General features: G+C 38.6%; 16 protein-coding genes. 8 read left to right on the top strand and 8 right to left on the bottom strand.

Going from position 1 to position 20238, the window contains the following annotated elements:
* Nucleotides 1-111: 111 nt before the first annotated feature.
* Both pepN and QUE09_RS16075 read left to right on the top strand, forming a co-directional pair.
* Complete coding sequence (gene pepN / locus QUE09_RS16080; protein WP_286233887.1) at nt 112-2793, top strand: aminopeptidase N; 2682 nt, start codon at nt 112-114, stop codon at nt 2791-2793.
* A 220-nt stretch (nt 2794-3013) separates the two neighbouring features.
* Entirely contained in the window at nt 3014-3874 is an 861-nt protein-coding gene (locus QUE09_RS16075) for a hypothetical protein (protein ID WP_286233886.1), read from the top strand.
* Here the strand turns inward: QUE09_RS16075 and QUE09_RS16070 are convergent.
* Entirely contained in the window at nt 3871-4335 is a 465-nt protein-coding gene (locus tag QUE09_RS16070; RefSeq protein ID WP_286233885.1) for a TlpA family protein disulfide reductase, read from the bottom strand. The two genes, QUE09_RS16075 and QUE09_RS16070, sit on opposite strands and share 4 nt — an antisense overlap.
* Nucleotides 4336-4646: 311 nt before the next feature.
* On the opposite strand from QUE09_RS16070, the gene QUE09_RS16065 reads away from it, so the two are divergent.
* Nucleotides 4647-5117: a (2Fe-2S)-binding protein gene (locus QUE09_RS16065; RefSeq protein WP_434017229.1), complete on the top strand. Its 471-nt coding sequence runs from the start codon at nt 4647-4649 to the stop codon at nt 5115-5117.
* Nucleotides 5117-7297 carry a xanthine dehydrogenase family protein molybdopterin-binding subunit gene (locus QUE09_RS16060; protein WP_286233884.1) on the top strand — a complete coding sequence of 727 codons (2181 nt, stop codon included), beginning with the start codon at nt 5117-5119 and terminating at the stop codon, nt 7295-7297. The genes QUE09_RS16065 and QUE09_RS16060 overlap by 1 nt, the downstream gene beginning before the upstream one ends.
* A gap of 87 nt (nt 7298-7384) precedes the next feature.
* Here the strand turns inward: QUE09_RS16060 and QUE09_RS16055 are convergent, their stop codons facing one another.
* From QUE09_RS16055 to QUE09_RS16045, 3 genes are all read right to left on the bottom strand, one after another.
* Nucleotides 7385-7855 carry a Dps family protein gene (locus QUE09_RS16055; RefSeq protein ID WP_286233883.1) on the bottom strand — a complete coding sequence of 157 codons (471 nt, stop codon included), beginning with the start codon at nt 7853-7855 and terminating at the stop codon, nt 7385-7387.
* A 197-nt stretch (nt 7856-8052) separates the two neighbouring features.
* Nucleotides 8053-9414, bottom strand: coding sequence for a Na+/H+ antiporter NhaA (gene nhaA / locus QUE09_RS16050; RefSeq protein ID WP_286233882.1), 1362 nt, complete (start codon nt 9412-9414; stop codon nt 8053-8055).
* Between the two features lie 94 nt (nt 9415-9508).
* The gene (locus tag QUE09_RS16045) at nt 9509-9991 is read right to left on the bottom strand and encodes a hypothetical protein (RefSeq protein ID WP_286233881.1); all 483 of its coding nucleotides are present in this window, start codon (nt 9989-9991) and stop codon (nt 9509-9511) included.
* Between the two features lie 177 nt (nt 9992-10168).
* Here QUE09_RS16045 and QUE09_RS16040 point away from each other — a divergent pair, with 177 nt between their 5' ends.
* Complete coding sequence (locus tag QUE09_RS16040) at nt 10169-11500, top strand: sigma-54 interaction domain-containing protein (protein WP_286233880.1); 1332 nt, start codon at nt 10169-10171, stop codon at nt 11498-11500.
* 87 nt (nt 11501-11587) lie between these two features.
* Here the strand turns inward: QUE09_RS16040 and QUE09_RS16035 are convergent, their stop codons facing one another.
* Nucleotides 11588-12160 (bottom strand): BON domain-containing protein, encoded by a 573-nt coding sequence (locus tag QUE09_RS16035; RefSeq protein ID WP_434017227.1) that lies wholly within the window; start codon nt 12158-12160, stop codon nt 11588-11590.
* A 268-nt stretch (nt 12161-12428) separates the two neighbouring features.
* Here QUE09_RS16035 and QUE09_RS16030 point away from each other — a divergent pair, with 268 nt between their 5' ends.
* Nucleotides 12429-12899: a hypothetical protein gene (locus tag QUE09_RS16030; protein WP_286233879.1), complete on the top strand. Its 471-nt coding sequence runs from the start codon at nt 12429-12431 to the stop codon at nt 12897-12899.
* Here QUE09_RS16030 and QUE09_RS16025 read toward each other — a convergent pair.
* Nucleotides 12868-13263, bottom strand: a complete 396-nt coding sequence (locus QUE09_RS16025; RefSeq protein ID WP_286233878.1) for a hypothetical protein — start codon at nt 13261-13263, stop codon at nt 12868-12870. The two genes, QUE09_RS16030 and QUE09_RS16025, sit on opposite strands and share 32 nt — an antisense overlap.
* A 359-nt stretch (nt 13264-13622) precedes the next feature.
* On the opposite strand from QUE09_RS16025, the gene ompR reads away from it, so the two are divergent.
* Nucleotides 13623-14348 carry an osmolarity response regulator transcription factor OmpR gene (ompR, locus tag QUE09_RS16020; protein WP_286233877.1) on the top strand — a complete coding sequence of 242 codons (726 nt, stop codon included), beginning with the start codon at nt 13623-13625 and terminating at the stop codon, nt 14346-14348.
* Nucleotides 14349-14354: 6 nt separating this feature from the next.
* Nucleotides 14355-15653, top strand: coding sequence for a two-component system sensor histidine kinase EnvZ (gene envZ / locus QUE09_RS16015; protein WP_286233876.1), 1299 nt, complete (start codon nt 14355-14357; stop codon nt 15651-15653).
* Between the two features lie 46 nt (nt 15654-15699).
* Here envZ and pckA read toward each other — a convergent pair whose 3' ends face one another.
* Both pckA and QUE09_RS16005 read right to left on the bottom strand, forming a co-directional pair.
* The gene (pckA, locus tag QUE09_RS16010; RefSeq protein WP_286233875.1) at nt 15700-17310 is read right to left on the bottom strand and encodes a phosphoenolpyruvate carboxykinase (ATP); all 1611 of its coding nucleotides are present in this window, start codon (nt 17308-17310) and stop codon (nt 15700-15702) included.
* A gap of 338 nt (nt 17311-17648) precedes the next feature.
* Nucleotides 17649-20198, bottom strand: a complete 2550-nt coding sequence (locus tag QUE09_RS16005) for a penicillin-binding protein 1A (protein WP_434017225.1) — start codon at nt 20196-20198, stop codon at nt 17649-17651.
* Nucleotides 20199-20238: the final 40 nt, after the last annotated feature.

Below are 20238 nucleotides of genomic sequence, written 5' to 3'. Positions count from 1 at the left end.
CATCTTTTTTTCTTATTCTAGGTGCCTTTATGGTATAACCGAATGTATACAAAATATTGCGTTATTTTGTCACGACATTATCTAAGAATAATAAAATAAAGAGTTTTCCTCATGAAATTTACTAAATCTAATCAAGCGATAGCTGCTGCCCTTGCAGTGTCAGTTGTTGCTATCTCTGGCTGTGAAAAAAACACGGCACTAACAAAACCCGTTGTACAACAATCAACTCAGCAACCTTTTGTACGTCAACAGAGTGAATCCTTGTTTGAAGACTATGCAAAAATGCGAGCACAACAAGTAAGTGATGTAAGTTACCAATTAGAGATAACAATTGGCAATACATCAGAGACTTTTTCGGGGGTTACTTCGATTAACTTTGACCTTGCAAAAGGTAATCAAAATGATTTAACAATTGATTTTGATGAAGGTACGGTATCATCAGTAAAAGTGAATGGAAAAGAAGCCCCGTTTACTTATGAAAAATGGTTTATTACTGTACCTAAAAGTGCATTGTCAGCAGGTGAAAATATTGTAACTGTAGCTTATGAACGTCCATATTCTACCGATGGTTCAGGCTTACATCGATTTGTAGATCCGGAAAATGGCGAAGTGTATTTATATACAGATTTTGAACCATATGATGCCAATCGTTTATTTCCTCATTTTGATCAGCCAGATTTAAAAGCGACATATTCAATGCAAGTAACTGCACCTGCGCATTGGCAAGTTATTACTTCAGTAAGAGAAAATAATATAGAAGATAAAGGCGACAACAAAATATGGCACTTTCCTGAGTCAGCAAAATTTTCGTCATATATCTTTTCTCTTCACGCCGGTAACTACGCGGTATGGGAAGATCAATTTGAAGATATTCCATTGCGATTATTTGCTCGTCAAAGTTTAGCTGAATATGTCAAAACAGAGGAATGGTTCACACCGACGAAACAGAGTTTTAAATTCTTCAATGATTATTTTGGCGTACGTTATCCATTTATAAAATATGACCAAATCGTTGCCCCTGATTTTAATGCTGGTGCCATGGAAAATGTTGCTGCGGTTACGTTTAACGAGGGCTATATTTCCCGTGGTGAAAAATCAACACGTTCGAAAATGAGTCTGGCAAATGTAATTGCGCATGAAATGGCTCATATGTGGTTTGGTAATTTGGTGACCATGCGTTGGTGGAATGGCTTGTGGTTAAACGAAAGTTTTGCAACATATATGGCTAACTTGGAAGTTGCAGAGGCAAGTGATTTTGAAAATAACTGGGACGTATTTTATTCAGGCACGAAACAATGGGCATATCGCAGTGATGACTCCGTTAATACGCATGCTATTGAATTACCCGTACCGTCGACGGGAGATGCCTTAACGAATTTCGATGGTATTACCTATGGTAAAGGGGCTTCAGTGTTGAAACAACTGCCTTATTACTTGGGTGAAGAAAACTTCCGTATAGGCGTGAGCAATTATTTGAAGAAATTCTCGTATAAAAACACCGAGCTAGAAGATTTTATAGGTGAGCTTGGTAAAGCCGCTAATATGGATATGGAGCAATGGACTCAAGATTGGTTGTATAACGCAGGTTTAAATACAATTAAAGTTAACTACCAGTGTCAGGCTGACAAAATTAGTACGATGAAAATTGTACAAACGGCGCCTGACGATTATCCAACACTTCGTGAACAACGGGTTCAAGTTGGTCTTTACACGTTATCAGGCGACAGTATGTCATTAGCTAAAGCGATTCCTGTCACTTATAAAGGGGCGACAACAGAAGTCACGGATGCGATTGGTCAATCGTGTCCAGATCTTGTTTACCCTAATGAGGCTGACTGGGGCTTTGTTAAAGTTGATTTAGATGAGCAGTCATTAGCTGCCGTTGAAAAACATATTAATGCCGTAGAAAACGCAACGATGCGACTAATGTTATGGCAAAGTCTTGCAGACAGTGTGCGCGATGCAAAGTTAGCTGCAGATAAATTTGTACATTTTGCGATCGCAAATATCGAAGGTGAACAAGACTATAATGTAATTCGAAAGATCTCGGCTAGCCTATCGACTGCTATGCAGTATTTAAACACGGCAACAAGACTTGAGAAAAAAGACTACTCTTCTTTATATCAAGATGTTGAAGATTTATACCTTCGTTTATTAGAAAAAGCGCCAGCGGGATCTGATTTGCAAAAGATGTGGTATGGTCGTTATGTGTCGTTTAGTAAATCAGATCATCATTTAAAAAACCTACTGGCAATCTTACAAGGCGAATTAGGTTATGAAGGTTTAACGATTGACCAAGATAAGCGTTGGGGCATTCTTGCGCAGCTAAATCGTTACCAGTTTGGTAACTACGTTGCCTTGCTTGATACAGAAAAAGCGAAAGATAACTCTGATACTGGTGTGAAAAATGCGATCTATGCTGAAGTTTTACGCCCAGAAGAAGCCGTGAAGAAAAAATGGTTTGATGTTGTAATAAACAATCCAGAAAATTTAAAGTTATCGACGCTACGTTATATCATGTGGGGATTATTCCCATCCGAACAATCTGTGTTGGAAGCGCCATATAAGGAAAAAATATTAGCGCATATTCCAACGCTAAATGAAGGCAGTGATCTCGGTTTACTGAGTGCGTTTGCAAGTAGCATGATCCCAAGTGAATGTACGGCAGAAAGCGAAGCTGAGCTTGCCAAACTGGTTAAGCAATACAAAGACATGAAACCGCAAGTATTGAAAACCGTTAAAGCGCGTCATCAGAATGTTGGTCGTTGTATAAAGGCACTTAAGTTATTGTAATTTAATGTCGTTAGATATAATTAAAAACGCTCCTTAATGGGGCGTTTTTAATGTTAGCCGTTTATACGGAGGTACTCGTTAGAAAATTGTAATTAAATTGTTTAAATGTACAATAAAGTGAGTTTAATGGTGACATTTAAATCTAGATAAGATAAAACGTTATTATTGTTTTTTTATTTGGTTTTATGTTTTGCTGTCAATAAGAGTGTTTCGTAACTGCTTGAAAAAGTGTGGGTGTTCTGCTTTTCTATACGCTACGTCGTTTTTCGCTTATTGTGACACTATTTCTATTATTGATACCCCTTATGAAGAAAATACCAGTCATCAATATTTTGTTGATTTAGTCTCTTTCATTATTGAAAAAGCGCGTCCGGAATTTCCACATGCAGATATTGAGCTTTATTACGAAGAAAACAATACCCATGAACGAACATTAAACCTTATACGTAGTGGTATGCTTGATCTTTCTTGGGCAGGAACAACAAAAAAGTTAGAAGACACGTTAAGACCCATTCGTATTCCTTTACTAGGTGGTTTGCTAGGTTACCGAGTATCAATTATTCGTAAAGAAGATAAAGCAAAATTTATTAATGCTAATGAAGAACAGATTAAAAATATGGTGGCTTGTCAGGGGGCCGTTTGGGGTGATTCTGACATTCTCGAAGATAATGGCTTTAGCGTGATGCGTATTAGTCGCTTTGATTTGATGTTTAAAATGCTTGCGCGAGGCCGGTGTGACTATTTTCCTCGTGCTATTTTTGAAGGGTATGAGGAAGTAAAGGCAGCTAGAGTAAAATATCCCGAGCTTATCGTATTAGATGATGTTTTGCTGCACTATCGTTTTCCATTATACTTTTTTGTTGCAAATAAAAACACCACGTTAGCTGAGCAGTTAACACTAGGTTTGAACAAAGCAATTGAAGACGGCAGCTTTAGAACTTTTATCCGAGAACATCCGCTGACGAAACATGTATTTCCATTGTACAAGTGGCAGAGCAAACGTGTAATTACATTAGAAAATCGCTTCTTACCTGATGAAACACCATTATTAAAAGACGACTATTGGATAGATTTAAATTAGCGCGCTTGTTGTAATAACGTGATAATTTCTTTTTCATACTGCTGCTTTTTTATATCGTTAAATCCGACATGACGACTCACAATCTTGCCATCGCGATCAAGTAAAATACTGCTTGGCATGCCTTTAAGTTTGAATGCTTTTGCTACTTTACCTTTTGGGTCATAAAACACTGGAAATGTCGCGGGTAATAATTTTAGAAAGGCAGTCGCATTGCTTTTATCAGCATCTAAGTTGACACTCAGCACAGTAAAATTCTTAGCTTTGTACTTTGACTGAATATTATTTAACCAAGGAAATGAATCTTTGCACGGAATACACCATGAGGCCCAAAAGTCGATGAGTACAACTTTTCCTTTTAACTGCGCTACTTGACGTTCAAAATTTGCCAATGTGTGTTCAGCAAAAGCAGTGTTAATCACCAAGTAGAGTGGCAATAAAAAAATAAGGCTAATTTTACGCATCGAATAAAGGAAGTCGTTATTAATGATGATAAATCATGCAGTATTGCTCAGCTAAACACAAGCAAACATCTTTAATAGACCACATTGCAATTCAGGCCTTAACACACTATAAATAGCATGTGCTACTGACTAAAGGTGATGTTGCTCGCAAGCAATTAACAGTTCGCACACTATTGGGCGAAACTATACCTGTAACAATTTATGACCATTTAACCATTAACCGCAAAAAATAAACAATTGGTCGTATGTATAAGCTGTTATGTGTTTTAATTCTTTATGCTCATATTTCAACCAAAAAAGAGTTGGCTATTATGGATAAAATGATAATTATAAATGGTGAAAAATATCAAATTGATGTTGATACTAATATGCCGTTGTTATGGTATTTACGCGATCGACTCGAAAAAACCGGAACAAAATTTGGCTGTGGTGCAGGCTTATGTGGCGCTTGTACAGTGCATGTTGATGGAGTAGCCATTCGTGCTTGTGTTACACCCGTTGGTACTTTAGCAGGCAAAGAGATTACGACAATAGAGGGGTTGTCAAGTAACGGTGAGCATCCATTACAAAAAGCTTGGGTGGAGAATAATGTGCCACAATGTGGGTACTGCCAAGCGGGTCAAATTATGAATGCTGCCAGTTTTTTACAGCAAAACCCAACACCATCATCTGAAGAAATTGATGCTGCGATGCAAGGAAATATTTGTCGTTGTGGTACCTACCAACGCATTAAAAAAGCGATCGCAGAAGCGGCAGATGAACTGGCTAAGGAGGTGTCGTAATGACTATTGAAAATGTAAGTCGTCGAAAATTTCTCAAAGCCTCTACTGTTGCTACAGGCGGTTTAGCTATCAGTATTAGTATGCCTGGACAAGCTGCAACGCTAGGTAATACAGCGCAAGAATCAACATTTAATCCCAACGCTTTTGTTCATCTTCAAGATAATGGAGATGTGGTGATTTATTGTGGGCGTTGTGAAATGGGCCAAGGTATTAATACCGCATTACCTGCAGCAGTTGCCGATGAGATGGAAGCAGATTGGCAAAGAGTTACCGTTAAACAGGCTGATGGTAATGAGGAAAAATTTGGTCCACAGGCAACAGGGGGGTCAGCGAGTATTCGCGTGATGCTAACACCTATGCGAGAAGCTGGCGCGAGTGCTAAATTAATGCTCATTGCAGCCGCCGCTAAAGTGTGGGGCGTAGAGCCCGCAACCTGTACTGCGCAAAACCATTATGTCGTGCATAAATCTACTGGTAAAAAGTTATCTTTTGGTCAACTCGCTAGCCTGGCTGCTAATCAATCAGTACCAGAAAAGCCTGCACTTAAAGAGAAAAAAGATTTTAATTACATTGGTAAGTTTATTCCAAACCAGAATATAGAAAAGATCATAAAGGGTCAGTTAACTTATGGCGTAGATACAAAGTTACCTGGCTTAAAGTATGCCGCTATTGTTCATTGTCCCGTGCTTGGAGGAAAGCTTAAATCATTAGATGACAGCGCTGCAAAAGCAATCAAAGGTGTTAGTGATGTTGTTGTTATTGATCGTTTACCAATACCTTATGGTTCTATAGGTGGTGTTGCCGTTGTTGCTGATAATAGCTGGACAGCTCAACAAGCCGTTAAAAAACTTAACGTTGAATGGGATTTAGGTGACAACGCCCACTATGATACTAAACAATATAAAGCACAATTGGTTAAAAATGTTGAATCGCCAGCAAAATTGGTAACAGAGCGTGGCGATTTAAAAGCTGGATTAGCCAATGCGGTAAAAACACTAAAAGCAACTTATACCGGTGGGCATTTAGTACATGCACCTATGGAGCCGAATGCAAGTGTTGTCTGGGTGCAAGAGGATAGTTGTGAGGTATGGGCAGCTACGCAAAGCCCAGCTGATATTCAGAAAGTTCTTGCGCAGTATTTAAAGCGTGAAGCTAAAGATATTGATGTGCATGTAACTATGTCTGGTGGTGCTTTTGGGCGTAAATTCAAATGTGACTATGTGCAAGAAGCTGCCGCTATTTCTCAGCAAATTAAGGCGCCTGTGCAACTTACATGGACACGAGAAGAAGACACTAAAACAGGATATTATCACTCAATAAATGCTCAGCATATTGAAGCCGGTATAGATGATGAAGGTAATATCTCAGGCTGGTTGCATCGCGTCGCTTTTCCAGCGATAGGTACCTTGTTTAATCCTGCACAAGAGCGCCCAGGAGATGGCGATTTTTATGCCGTAGACAATTATCCTTATGGTATTGAAAACTTCCGTAGTGAAAGTGGCGAAGCTAAAGCGCATACTCGTATTGGCTGGTATAGAGCCGTTTATGCAATATTTTATGGGTTTTCATTCAGTACATTTACTGATGAGTTAGCTCATTTAGCAGGAAAAGATCCACTAACTTATCTTAATCAACTTTATGACAATAACGCAAACCCAGAGCAGCAAGAACAGGCATCACGCTCTAGACATGTGCTTAATTTAGCAGCTAAAAAAGCGGGTTGGTTTGAACGAGATAAGTTACCTAAAAATCAGGCCATTGGTTTAGCGGTGCATTTTAGCTTTCATAGCTATGTTGCAATGGCAGTAAGAGTTGAAGTTAATGGCGATGATATTAAAGTACTTCAAGTGGATTCTGCTATTGATTGTGGACAAGTGTTAAATGTAAATGGAGCAACCGCGCAAATGGAAGGCGCAGTGGTTATGGGGATGGGACTTGCTCTACGAACAGAAGTTACATTTAGAGATGGCGCAGTTGTTAACTCTAATTTTCACGACTACCCTGTGACACGTATACATGAAATGCCTGTGGTACATGTTCATATTGTTGACTCAACACATAAATCAACTGGTTTAGGTGAACCAGGAGTTGCACCTTTTGCTCCTGCGTTAAGTAATGCTGTATTTGCTGCTTCTGGTAAACGATATAGAGACATACCTTTTAAGCCTATGTCTATTTAGTATATTTTTATCTGCCTAATAGAAAAGCCAGTCACATCGAGACTGGCTTTTTATTTGTTAATGGCGCGATTTTAAGCGCTTGGTGGGTTAATGCTGTGTCATCGCTCGCAGCATCCACGCTGTTTTCTCGTGAACGCGCATTCGATCAGAAATCAAAGCAATAGAGGATTCATCGTCGACTTCTTGTGCTTCTCTTAAAGCATGTCGACAGGTTTTTACTAAGGTTTCATGGTTTGTTAATAGCGTTGTTAACATACCCTCAGCATCGGGCGTATCTTGTGGTTCAGTAACATTAGTTAAGGAAGCAAACGCTTTATAAGTGCCTGGAGCGGGAAATCCTAGCGTACGTATACGTTCAGCTATTTCATCTACAGCCTCAGCAAGCTCTACATAGTGCTCCTCAAACATCAAATGCAGTTCGCGAAACTTAGGGCCTGTAACATTCCAATGGAAGTTGTGACTTTGTAAATATAGAGTGTACGTATCTGCTAAAAGCGCATTTAATTGATTAGCCACTTGTTGGCGAGATTGATGTGTAATACCAATATCAATTGACATAAAGGTAACTCCTTACAGTGTTAAATGATTCATACTGATAAAGCAGGTGCTATGCCATAAGTAAAAAATCTTTAATATTCAGCTTCTTGTATTTTAAAAGTGTTCGTATGCACCAATTTTTTGAATAAAGCATGTAATATTTTTCAATACGATGGTAAAAATTACTTACCGTTTATTTGTCTTTAATTCGAAAAACATTATTGCTTTGTGTGTTTACTGTAAAATAAGCCAAAACCTATTAAAGCAGATAAGAGTGAGCCCGCTAAAATACCTAGTTTTGCATGAGCGAGTGATGCTTCTGAACCGACAAATGCAAGGTTGGCGATAAAGAGTGACATGGTAAAACCAATCCCTGCAAAACACCCCGTTGCAACGATATCTCGCCAGTACATATCACTAGGCCTGTTAGCAAGGCCAAATTTTATTGCGGCATAGGCAAAACAGAAGATCCCTAAAGGTTTACCAATAAACAACCCCAACATTGAAGCCCAAAATACGGTTGCAGTAGCCATCGAAGGAGCGTCGTCAGGTAAAACAACACCGGCATTTAAGAGCGCAAATAACGGAAGCACCAATAGACTAATGGGCTTGCTTAGTTTACTTTGCCAACGTTGTACTGGTGTTGTCGCTGTTTTCGCGATATCTTCGGCAACTTCAGCTAAATCGTGTTGCTTTTGTTGTTCTAATATTGTGGTTTTCTTATCGTCTATTTTCTTAAAGTGATTTACTAAGCGTTCCATATTTTTGGCAAACCAGTGGGTATCAGCATAAGGTTTTGCTGGAACTGTAAGTGCCGCAAGGATACCTGCAGTGGTTGCATGAACGCCTGAGTGAGAAACAAACCACCACAGTACGAGTCCTGAAAATAAGTAAAACCATACCCAGCGAACGCCAAACACGTTTGCTAGGATCATCACTGCGAGGGTGCAAGCACCGTAGCTCAATTGTAATAGTGAAACGCTATCGGTATAAAAAAGACTGATAATAAGTACAGCGCCCATATCATCTACAATAGCGAGTGCCGTAATAAGTACGAGTACTGAAGGGGGAACTCGTGTGCCAAGTAAAACAAGAAGACCAATGGCAAAGGCGGTATCTGTAGCCATGGGGATCCCCCAACCTTGCCAATGATCACCTCCCATGAATGCCATCGTTGCAAGATAAACAATAGCAGGGACAATCATGCCACCTAACGCCATAAAAATTGCCAACATAGAGCTTTTTGTTTCTTGCAATTCACCTGCCAAGACTTGGTATTTAATTTCCAGCCCGAGTAAAAAAAAGAAAAAGACAATAAGGCCTTCATTAACCCAATCAACACTAGAGTGCATGACGGTTGTATCGCCCCAAATAAAGCCAATTGGATATTCAGTTAGCCAGAGATAAGTTTCATGCCACTGAGTATTTGCCATTAATAAAGCAATGAATGTAGCAATGAGTAACAATAAGCCCGCAGATGATTGACTTAACAAGAAGTTTTGTAAAGGTGAAATAATACGCGCAAAGTTTTTCTCTAACGGCATGCGCTCACGTTCTTGTTCTTTAATATTAATTTTCATTTATTAACATACCTGAAATTGAAGTGAATTTGATGAATTTAAATATGCTAAACGGCACATTTAATAATCTTGCCAGTTATGACAGGACTAACCATCATGTTTTACTAACCTCTTTGTGTTTTAGTGATTGTTTACATTGCTTTAATTGTTGATAGGAAAGAGATAATTGATTGCTAATACCTGCCAAATTATCTTTGATCAACGTGTCTTTAGTATAGCGGCGAATATTGTTTAACAACTCGATAGTTTGCTTAGTGCTCTCAAGCATTTGTGTAATAGCTTGCGCTGGTTTGGCATTGTTTTCGTCCTTTACTTTATAATCATCGGCTGACACCGAGCAGGCTCCCTTAAAGTCTTGACGAATTTTTGGACTTTGTTCCATCATTATATGATTTAAAATAGACAGTGCGTTGAGTCGAATATCAAGTAACTCTGTAAAATCAACAGAAAGGCTCGTATTAACAAGCTGATATTGCGTTGAAAGACACTGCTCAATTTCTTCTTGGCATGTTTGTATCGCTTGTTGAACAAGCGCTAAATCTCCATATTGATGAGGTGTATCTATATATCTGGTCACGATAAACTACCTATTTAAACGACAATACATGACAACAACCAAGTTATATGCCAATCTATAAGCCCCTTGTATCAAGCCATTTGTGATGTAATGGGAAATATTTTTCAGACGAAGCTCGGTATTTTTTACAGGGCTACTTTGTAACTTTGACAATAGAACAATACACGGAAATTACGCATGGCTTATCCTTCGGCCTTAGTGAGTGTTGATAACGTAAAATATCAACAGCTTATCGCCAACTTATCTTTAGAGAAAAACGTTAAAGTTATTGAATCAGAACAAGAAAATTGGATTGATTCATTAAATCAATCGCCGGATCTCGCGATAATTGAAGTAAATAGGTTTGAACAACAACATTTCGATGCGTTACGTGAAAATCAATTTTATCCAGAGATAGATTTTATTTTTTTGAGTGAGGGAGTCCCAAACCCACTTTTAGATAAAGCCGTTGTTAGATCTGCTGCCTATCATTATCGCGCACCGTTTAACAGTGAGTACCTTGCAGATGTGCTCGATGAGATTATTTGCGAACACAAACAATCTTCAGAGACATCTAGAAAAGTTGAATCTAGCGAGTTAGATCAATTTGGCTTACTTTACGGTTCTTCTAGAGCAATGAAAAAGCTTTATCGCAGTTTACGTAAGGTTGCAACGTTTGATACTAGCATTTTAGTAGTAGGTGAAAGTGGCGTTGGTAAAGAGCTCGTCGCTCATACCGTGCATAATGCGAGTGAACGTGCAGAAAACCCATTTGTTGCTGTTAATTGCGGTGCTTTATCAAAAGACTTAGCAACAAGTGATTTGTTTGGTCATGTTAAAGGCGCATTTACGGGAGCTGTGGATGCTCGGCAAGGTTTTTTTACCGAAGCAAAAGGTGGTACGTTATTTCTTGATGAAGTGACTGAAATGCCAGAAGAGTTGCAAGTACAGTTACTAAGAGTATTGGAAACGGGTGATTATAGCCCTGTAGGCAGTAACAAGGTACTAAAAGCAGATGTTCGTATTGTCGCAGCAACCAATCGCGATTTAGCGCAATCTGTTGCTCAAGGCACGTTTCGCGAAGATCTTTATTTTCGTTTAGCGCAATTTTTATTACATGTACCCCCATTAAGAAGTCGTTCTTCGGATATAGAAGGCCTCGCAAAACATTTTTTAGCATACAAAAATGCTAGTGCAGGGTTTGGTAAGCAGTTATCGACTGAGGCAATGAACAAAATTAGTCAATACCATTGGCCAGGGAATGTCAGAGAGTTAAAGCATACTATTGAACGCGCTTACATTATGTCTATTGATGTCATTGATGCTGAACATATCATGCTTGAAGATCCGTTGCAGGACGGTGAAAACGAATTATCTGTGCCAACAGGTATTCCATTAGCAGAAGTTGAGAAACAAGCGATTTTAAATACGCTCGAACAACAACAAGGTAATAAAAGTGATACCGCTAAACTTTTAGATATTAGTGTGAAAACCTTGTACAACAAATTAGAAAAATATGAAGATGATTAATAGTTTACATATTGCACTTATAATGTTGAACAATAAAAGAGCCTTGTATTAAACAAGGCTCTTTTTCTAATTATTTATCGTTTGCTGTTAAGAAGCTGTTGCAATGCTTAATTCTTCAGAAACCGAAACGACGTCATCAAGATTTTTTGCCATTTGAATGACCAATGTTTTTTCGGATTTAGAACCGACCTCACCGGTCAAAGAAACACGGCCATCATTTACGTCGACATTAATGTTAGTACCATCAATATCCGTATCAAGCAGATAACGTGATTTCAATACCACAGCAATTTTAGTATCAACCATCGTGCTCATTGCTTGATCTGTTTGCTTTGAAATTGTTGATGTACTGTCTTTTTCTTTCAAAACTGTTAATTGGTTGTCAACAGCAGAGACACCTTCGACACCTAAAACTAATTCCTCTGCAAGTTTACGATCAACATCGGACGTGACTTGACCTGTTAACGTTACGGTAGACTTATGAACATCCGTATTAATATCGAACGAGTCTAAATTGCCATTAAATAAAAGAACCGCCTCTGCTTTTCCGTCAATCCAAGCGTCTTTAGCTTCTTTAGTCCATTCGTTTTCGTTAGCATTTACTGGCGCTAGGGTTAATGTTGTTGCGATTAATAATGCACTTGATAAATATTTCATCATTTCTCCTTGATCTCAATTAACAAATCAATCACTACCAAGCGATGAATATGCCAACCTTTAACTTATTGAAATAATTTGATTTTTATTTTGTGATTTGGTTTTTTTTGAAATTATTACAAGCAATTTTGAAAAAAATCGTTGTACGAAGCTGATGGTAGTTAGTTAGTAATTACAACTGACGTTTTTAAGAAACCCCGGAAAAGTACTAATGATATTATGATAAATAGAGTACACTTAAGGCATCAAGTAGATAGTTAGAGAGCTTAATTTGAAATTACAAAAGATGTATCTTTTCTCGTTTTGTTGTGCGATCTCTTTCGTTGTTTGTGCACAAGAATCAGCGGTTGATTATGATAAATGGCTTAAAGAAAAGTTTCAGCAGCAGCATGAAGAACTGTTACCCGTAGTTGCTGTTGCGGATATGTTTTTTGGTTGTAATAAGGCGCGTAATATTGATGCGAGTCAACCTAGTGTTAAACAATTAGTCACAGAAATGGGTAGAAATGAACTTGCTTTAAAACTCGCTGATTGTTTAAAGGGTGAATTGCCTAATTCAGATACAGCGCTTAATTTTGGTTTGATTGGATGCTTTCATGAACAGTTAAAGGGCATGCCTGAGGAAGATAGAAAAGTAAAACAAAAGTTAGTCAGGCAGGCAATTGCAAAGTTATCAAAGGCAGACAGGCAAAAATCATTTACCCATTGCGTTACGGATCAAGCGATTTCTTATCTGAAATAACGGTTTGTTTGCGCAGTTGTTGCTCACTAAACGAACTTGGTAAAATATCAACACCAACCCATTTCCCAAGTTTGATGGCAATGGGAATTGTTAATGGTGCGAAAGGCAATACTGCAAAAACGCCAATCCCTAGCCCTTTAAGTACATCTAAAAATTGCTTGTTTGCAATTTTCATTTCTTCGCTAGAAGCTTGGCGTCGCGTATATCTTTTGTAGGTAGAGAGCATTTCATGCGTTTCTTTTTTTTCTTGCGCAAGTGCGTACTTAACGAGCACCAGCTGACGCTTCAATTGCGTGGTGTGTTTTCGTCGTTTGATTGACACAACCCGACGAGGGGCTCTAAAAACATATCGCCAAACTTTCATGTTTTTATTCTACCTCGTTTTTCGTAGATAAAAAATACAAAAATTTTCGAACGCGTTTATATACGTAGCACTTAATCATGTTAATGATAGGTAAAATTGTAAAAGTTATACAGACATGAAATAAAGCAATTTAATAAGTTATAGGGTTCTGTGTTGAATGATGAAGGGTTAACAAATAGGCAAATTCTGTTTGAATCACGATAACATAGAACTATTTGTAATAAGTCTTTGCCTATATTGAAAAAAAAAGTTTAATAATTTGTAACAAATCGAGGAGATTTGACACATACTTCCTTTATCATATTTACAATGAATAGCTTATAGTAGTCGTAGTCAAAAATTATAAGAATGGTGAGGGTATGGGACAAGAAACACCGAAAGTTTTAGTCGTAGATGACGATATGCGTTTACGTGCTTTGTTAGAGCGTTATTTAGTAGAGCAAAGTTTTGTTGTTCGCAGTGCTGCAAATGCAGAACAAATGGATCGCTTATTGGAGCGAGAAAACTTTCATTTATTAGTATTAGATTTGATGCTACCGGGTGAGGATGGGTTATCAATCTGTCGTCGACTACGACAAAATAACAATGATATTCCAATTGTGATGCTTACAGCCAAAGGAGATGAGGTTGATAGAATTATCGGTTTAGAACTTGGTGCCGACGATTATATGCCTAAACCGTTTAACCCACGAGAGTTATTGGCCCGTATTAAAGCAGTATTAAGAAGACGCGTAACCGAAGCGCCTGGTGCTCCTTCACAAGAAGAGAACATTGTTGAGTTTGGCGAATATTCATTAAATTTAGCCACGAGAGAGATGAGCAAAGGTGATATCAATATGCCATTGACCAGTGGTGAATTTGCTGTATTGAAAGCATTGATCACTCACCCAAGAGAGCCGTTATCACGAGATAAGTTGATGAATTTAGCGAGGGGAAGAGACTACTCAGCGTTAGAACGTAGTATTGATGTTCAGGTTTCTCGACTACGTCGTATGCTTGAAGAAGATCCAGCAAAACCGAGATATATACAAACTGTTTGGGGTCTTGGGTATGTATTTGTGCCAGAGGGTAAAGCTGTAGCTTAGTACTTTATGAGAATTTTGCCACGTAGTGCTTTTGGGCAAACCATTTTATTGATTGGTATATTGTTACTTATTAACCAGGCTATTACGCTTGGTTCAATCATGGTTTATATTTTACAACCAAACTCAGATCAAATAGAGCAATTACTGGCTAAGCAAATTCGTGTAATTTTTATTGAAGTAGACGAACCTGTTTTAAGTGCAAGTATGGTAAAGGCCTTTCAACAAGAAACGGGTATCAACGTCTACACTGAAGAGGATGCACTTGAACAAGGGCTGAGAGGCGCTATTTATAAAGAAATTTCGTCACGTAATATGTCAAATTTACTGGGTGGACCTGCCGAAGTTAGGTTTACTCAAGAAGAAGACTTTCTATATTGGGTTAGGCCACCACAGGCGCCAGAATACTGGGTCAAAATTCCACTTAATAGCTTAGAAGAAGCGAATTATACGCCATTAGTCATCGTACTCATGATCTTAGGCGGTTTGAGTGTAATGGGGGGCTGGCTTGTTGTTAGGCAACTAAACCGCCCATTAAGGGCTCTGCAATCTGCAGCACATCAAGTTGGTAGAGGCGAATTCCCTGAACCTCTTAATGAACATGGCACGACTGAAATTGTTGCGGTAACCCAAGCCTTTAACCATATGTCTAAAGGGATTAAGCAATTAGAGGAAGATCGAAACTTGCTTATGGCGGGTATTTCACATGATTTACGTACACCACTGACACGAATTCGGCTAGCAACAGAGATGATGTCTAAAGAAGATGAATTTCTTAAAGAGGGCATTGAAGGCGATATTGATGATATGAATACCATCATTGATCAATTTATAGATTATATTCGCCATGACAGTAAAGACATGATGGAGCCTACGGACTTAAATGTGTTAATTGGCGAAGTTGTGCAGGCTGAATCAATCGTTGATAGAGCTATCACGTTTAAAGCGGGCGAAATTCCAAAGGTACCTGTGCGCTATGTTGCTATAAAACGCGTACTTTCTAATCTTATTCAAAATGCATTGCGTTATAGTGATGGTGATATTCTTATAAAATCAGGAATGGAAAAAACCAATCAACATGTGTTCTTAGCGGTTTGTGATACTGGGCCAGGAATACCTGAAGATGATATTGATCGCTTGTTTCAGCCTTTTACGCAGGGAGATAAAGCCCGAGGTACAGAGGGAAGCGGCCTGGGACTAGCGATTATTAAACGTATTGTAGATACCCATAGCGGTAAGATTGTTTTGAGAAATAGAGGTGAAGGTGGCCTATCGGCAAAAGTTATTTTGCCGATAAAACAACAATAAAAAAGCCGGTTATACCGGCTTTTTTATTGTGATTATTGCGAGGCTATTATAGCAATGGTCCAGCTTTCACCAGTGATTTACCGTTTTCAGTGTCGGTGAACTTATCAAAATTGTTAATGAATCGATTTGCTAAATCAACAGCTTTGTTGTGCCATTCGGATGGATCTTGGTAAGTATCTCTTGGGTCAAGTATGCCATCGTCTACGCCAGCAATGCCTGTTGGTACCGTTAAATTAAATAATGGTAGAACCTCTGTTTCACCATTATCAATTGAGCCATCTAATATGGCATCAATAATTGCGCGCGTTGCTTTGATTGAAATACGTTTCCCAGTGCCATTCCAACCAGTGTTTACCAAGTATGCTTCTGCGCCAACGTCTTGCATTCTTTTACGTAGCACTTCTGCGTATTTTGTAGGATGAAGACTTAAGAATGCAGCACCGAAACAACTTGAAAACGTTGGTGTTGGTTCGGTAATACCACGTTCGGTGCCCGCAAGTTTAGCGGTGAAACCTGAAAGGAAATAGTATTCTGTTTGCGCTGGCGTTAATTTGGCAACAGGTGGTAAAACACCAAAAGCATCTGCCGTTAAAAAGATCACTTTTTTAGCGTGTCCTGCGCGTGATACTGGTTTTACAATATTTTCTATATGATGAATTGGATAAGATACTCGCGTATTCTCAGTTTTTGAATTGTCGTCGTAATCAATTTTGCCATTATCATCAACAGTGACATTTTCGAGTAATGCATCGCGGCGGATAGCATTAAAAATATCAGGTTCGTTTTCTTTACTTAAATTGATTGTTTTTGCGTAACAACCGCCCTCGAAGTTAAAGACGCCGTTATCATCCCAACCATGCTCATCGTCACCAATTAGTTCTCGCTTAGGGTCTGTTGATAGTGTTGTTTTACCGGTTCCTGATAAACCAAAGAAAATAGCAACATCGCCTTCTTTACCAACGTTGGCACTACAGTGCATTGAAGCAATACCTTTAAGAGGTAAAAGGTAGTTCATCATAGAGAACATGCCTTTTTTCATTTCACCGCCGTACCATGTACCGCCAATCAGTTGCATCTTTTCTGTTAAGTTGAAAGCAACAAAATTTTCGGAATTTAATCCTTGTTCTTGCCATTTGTCGTTTGTTGTTTTTGCACCATTCATAACAACGAAATCAGGCTCGTAATCTTTCAGATCATCTTCTGAAGGTCTAATGAACATGTTTTTAACGAAATGTGCTTGCCACGCTACTTCTGTGATAAAACGTACTTTTAAACGAGTATCTTCATTAGCACCGCAATAAGTATCAACAACGAAAAGACGTTTTCCTGATAACCGTGAAGTCACTAAACCTTTTAAATGATCCCACGTTTCTTGGCTCATTGGTTTATTGTCATTCTTACCTTGATCAGACCACCAAACAGTATCTTTACTAACGTCATCACGAACAATGTATTTGTCTTTAGGTGAACGACCTGTAAAAATGCCGGTATCAACCGCTACAGCACCTGATTCTGTAACTACACCTTTATCAAATCCGCTGAGTTCTGCTTTAGTTTCTTCTGCAAATAACACTTCATACGACGGGTTGTATACCACCTCTGTTGTGTCGGTAATGCCGTATGATGATAAGTCTAGATTTTGTTGCAAAGCAGTCATAGCGAATCAGCTCCTAAAAGTATGACGTTTGAATATTAAGTATTTCAACTTATGTTGAGGGCGCAATTTTAGGCGATTATAAAATAAAACGAAAGGTTTTTTTGTTTCGAAATGAAAGTTTTCATTATAACTTTCATTTATCTTGGTTATAAATAAAGAATAAGAAATCAGTTTATCTGAATATTATTACTAGGTTCAGTATATAAAGGCAGTTGAGACAACATTGTGTTGCTAGAAAAATGTAGGAATAGAAACAAAAAAAGTGAAATTCAGAAGCTGAATTTCACTTTTTTTGGCAAAAATCTATCGAAACGAAAGAATATTCCAACAAAGCCGCTTTAAAATATTTCGCTCTCATTATTTTGATTTGTATCAAAAATTTCGTGACTGTTATCTTTAGTAACGTATTCGCTTGGTGCCGTTCCCAAAATAAAATATTCGAATGTGCTGGAACGATCTGTTTTCGTGGTTAGTTTTCCTGTTGCTTTATCTATTCTAACTGACACAATATTTTCTGGTTGAACAAATGGCTCTGCTGGAAAGACTTTTAATGCTTCCTCCATAAAGGCAATCCACGCGGGTTGCGCAGACTTAGCACCAAATTCTCTACCTGTTATCTGTGTTTTATCTAAATTATTATTATAGGTTGTGCTGCCAAGGTTTCGTGAAGGGTCATCAAACCCAATCCAAGATGTTGTCACTATACGGCGACTAAAACCTGAAAACCACGCATCTTTAGCCTCGTTCGTGGTGCCTGTTTTACCTGCAATATCTCTTCTTTTTAAGCTGCGTGCTCTAAATCCTGTTCCTTGCCAACCAGGAGTTATAGACCAATCTGCGCCCCATATCGCTTCATTCAATGCTTGCGTAATTAAAAAAGCGTTTTGTTTGCTAATAACACGCGGTGCTTTATTAATACTGACTGTTTGACCACCATCATTGAGTGGCGACTCACTAGCTAAGGTTGCTAGATTGATGGTTTCTGAAGTGTTTAATTGAGCTTGCTGTGTATATTGACTACATTCGTCACAGGCTAGTTTTGGATTTGCTTTAAAAATGATATTACCGTTTGCATCTTCTATCCGCGATACGATGTATGGTTCTATTAAAAATCCACCATTCGCGAATGTGGCGAACCCTGTCGCTACTTCAAGTGGTGTTAAAGAGGCAGAACCTAGCGCTAGAGATTCATCTTTGGGTAGTTCATCTGGCGAAAATCCAAATGATGCTAAGTGAGGGATCATTTTGTCTAAACCTACCGCACGAAATAACCTGACAGCGACAACGTTTTTTGATTGAGCCAACGCTCTTTTAACGCGGATCTCGCCACTGTACTGTTCGGGTGAGTTTTTTGGTCGCCATACAACACCGGTTCTTTGATCCCATTGGTTTATAGGTACATCATTAACAAGTGTTGCCAAGGTAAAGTTATTTTCGAGTGCAGCAGAATAAACGAAGGGTTTGATGTTTGAACCTACTTGTCTTTTCGCTTGAGTAACACGGTTAAATTGCGATTGCGAATAACTAAAACCACCAACGACAGCCTGAATTGCACCGTTATCAGGTGAAAGTGAAACAAGTGCGGAACTCGCAGAAGGAAGTTGGCTTAAACGTAATCTTTCTTGTTGTTTCGTAACATAAATTACATCACCATAGGTTAAAATATCTTTGGCTACTTGAGGCTCGTCACCTTGTTTATCGTCATTAAAAAATTCGCGCGCCCATGACATACCTTGCCAGTCGATAATCGCAATAGACATATCATCAAAGGTAATTTCAACATCATTTTCATTCACTTGAGTGACAACAGCAGGGATTAGTGGTTCATATCGGGGAATAGAGGCTATCGCATCGATTATTTCTTGTTCAGCTAAAGGTTGAACGACTGCGTTGTCGTCATCTTCATTATTAATCGGGCGTAATTGTGTTATTGGCCCGCGATAACCATGACGTTGATCATAAGCCATCAAATTATCTATAACCGCTGCTTTTGCTGCGCGTTGTAAGGTTGTAGATATTGTTGTATAAACTTTATAACCTCCGGTATAGGCTTGTTCTTTGCCAAATCGTTCTATCAATTCTTGATGAGCCATTTCAGCTGCATAAGGCGCGTCTAATTCAATTTCTGCACCATGCTTTTGTGCGGTGATAGGTGCTGAAAGTGCTTGTTGATATTCTTGTTGAGAAATGTAATTCGTGACTAACATGCGTTGTAAAACAACGGCTCTACGAGCTTTTGCTCGTTCTGGATTACTAATAGGGTTAATAGTCGATGGCGCTTTGGGTAAACCTGCCAGTACTGCCATTTGCGCTAATGTAAGATCTTTTACGTCTTTATTGTAATAAACTTGCGCGGCTGCACCAAAACCAAAAGAGCGATGCCCTAGTGGTATTTTGTTCATATACAAGGCTAATATCTCATCCTTGGACAGTAACATTTCTATGTGAAAAGCAGTAAAAATTTCTCTAATTTTGCGAATATAGGTTTGTTCTCGGGTCAAGAAAAAATTACGCGCAACTTGCATTGTAATTGTGCTCGCTCCCCCTTTATTTTGACCCATCAATTGGCCAATAATAGCTCTAGACATGCCAATAGGATCAACACCGAAATGCAAATAGAAGCGATCATCTTCGGTGGCAAGTACGGCATTAATAAGCTGTTTAGGCATTTCATCTATTGCCAGAGGTATGCGTTTTTTTTCACCAAACTGGTTCATTAGTTTACCGTCAGCACTATATATTTTCATAGGTGTTTGCCACTTAACGCTTTTAAGTGACGTAACGCTTGGTAAATCTGCACGAACATACAAATATAAAGCGACTAATGTAAAAATGCCTGCACAGCCCATATAAAATAGGACTTTTATCGTTTTTCTGAAAGATTTCAACGTAAACTGCTCAATAAAAATTTAGAAAAATTGGCTATAA

This window comes from Thalassotalea sediminis, assembly GCF_030295915.1.
Classification (GTDB): Bacteria; Pseudomonadota; Gammaproteobacteria; order Enterobacterales; family Alteromonadaceae; genus Thalassotalea_C; species Thalassotalea_C sediminis.
The sequence above is the reverse complement of the archived record's forward strand: the minus strand, read 5'-3'. Positions and strand labels throughout refer to the sequence as shown.

Bases quoted from the DNA above. Each gene is read 5' to 3' on its own strand.
- pepN (WP_286233887.1), top strand. From the start codon at position 112: ATGAAATTTACTAAATCTAATCAAGCGATAGCTGCTGCCCTTGCAGTG.
- QUE09_RS16070 (WP_286233885.1), bottom strand. From the start codon at position 4,335: ATGCGTAAAATTAGCCTTATTTTTTTATTGCCACTCTACTTGGTGATT.
- QUE09_RS16065 (WP_434017229.1), top strand. From the start codon at position 4,647: ATGGATAAAATGATAATTATAAATGGTGAAAAATATCAAATTGATGTT.
- QUE09_RS16060 (WP_286233884.1), top strand. From the start codon at position 5,117: ATGACTATTGAAAATGTAAGTCGTCGAAAATTTCTCAAAGCCTCTACT.
- QUE09_RS16055 (WP_286233883.1), bottom strand. From the start codon at position 7,855: ATGTCAATTGATATTGGTATTACACATCAATCTCGCCAACAAGTGGCT.
- nhaA (WP_286233882.1), bottom strand. From the start codon at position 9,414: ATGAAAATTAATATTAAAGAACAAGAACGTGAGCGCATGCCGTTAGAG.
- QUE09_RS16040 (WP_286233880.1), top strand. From the start codon at position 10,169: ATGGCTTATCCTTCGGCCTTAGTGAGTGTTGATAACGTAAAATATCAA.
- QUE09_RS16035 (WP_434017227.1), bottom strand. From the start codon at position 12,160: ATGATGAAATATTTATCAAGTGCATTATTAATCGCAACAACATTAACC.
- QUE09_RS16025 (WP_286233878.1), bottom strand. From the start codon at position 13,263: ATGAAAGTTTGGCGATATGTTTTTAGAGCCCCTCGTCGGGTTGTGTCA.
- ompR (WP_286233877.1), top strand. From the start codon at position 13,623: ATGGGACAAGAAACACCGAAAGTTTTAGTCGTAGATGACGATATGCGT.
- envZ (WP_286233876.1), top strand. From the start codon at position 14,355: ATGAGAATTTTGCCACGTAGTGCTTTTGGGCAAACCATTTTATTGATT.
- pckA (WP_286233875.1), bottom strand. From the start codon at position 17,310: ATGACTGCTTTGCAACAAAATCTAGACTTATCATCATACGGCATTACC.